The sequence below is a fragment of the Streptomyces sp. NPDC059524 genome, assembly GCF_042749255.1.
GTDB classification, from domain to species: domain Bacteria; phylum Actinomycetota; class Actinomycetes; order Streptomycetales; family Streptomycetaceae; genus Streptomyces; species Streptomyces xanthii.
In genome coordinates, this window is record NZ_JBHYTK010000180.1 from 1 (window position 1) to 601 (window position 601).

Consider the following 601-nt stretch of genomic DNA (forward strand, 5'->3'; position numbering starts at 1 on the left):
GCCCGGTTCCGCCGTCTTTGCCGAACAGGCGGATCAGGCGCGCGGTCTGCTCCGCGATCCAGGGCACCGTGTCGTCCGAGTCGTTCCACCACAGCGCGAGCGCGCCCCCGGACCGCAGCACCCGGCGCGCCTCCGGCACGGACCGCTCCGGGTCTGTCCAGTGCCAGGCCTGCGCGTACGTGAGCAGGTCGAGGGAGCCGGTCGCCAGCGGCAGCCGGTTGCCGTCCCCGAGCACGAGCGGCACGTCCGGCAGCCGGCGCCGGAACTCGCGGGCCATCCCGGGCCCCGGCTCCACCGCCACCACCCGCGCCCCGCGGCTGTGGAGGAGCCCGGTCCCCAGCCCCGTCCCGGCTCCGACGTCGGCCACCCGCGCCCCGCGCAGCGGCCGTCCGGTCGACTCCTCGATGGCGTCGAGCAGTTCGGGAGGATACGAGGGCCGGTGCGCGGCGTAGCGGGCGGCGGCCCGGTCGAAGGTGAGGCCCTGCGGCGTCGGGGTCGTCATACGGGCATCCTGCGGCGCCCCGGTCCGGGCAGGGAGCCACTACGCGTCAGGCGAACGCCGGGGGGGGGGGGGCGGGCGGGGGGGGGCGCGGCGGGGGGC

At 78.4% G+C, this 601-nt stretch carries 1 protein-coding gene; it reads right to left on the reverse strand.

Translation table 11 applies throughout. The features are described 5' to 3' along the window. A partial coding sequence (locus ACFW9D_RS33530) for a class I SAM-dependent methyltransferase (RefSeq protein ID WP_384628329.1) occupies positions 1-502 on the reverse strand: 502 nt, incomplete at its 3' end. Positions 503-601 lie beyond the last annotated feature (99 nt).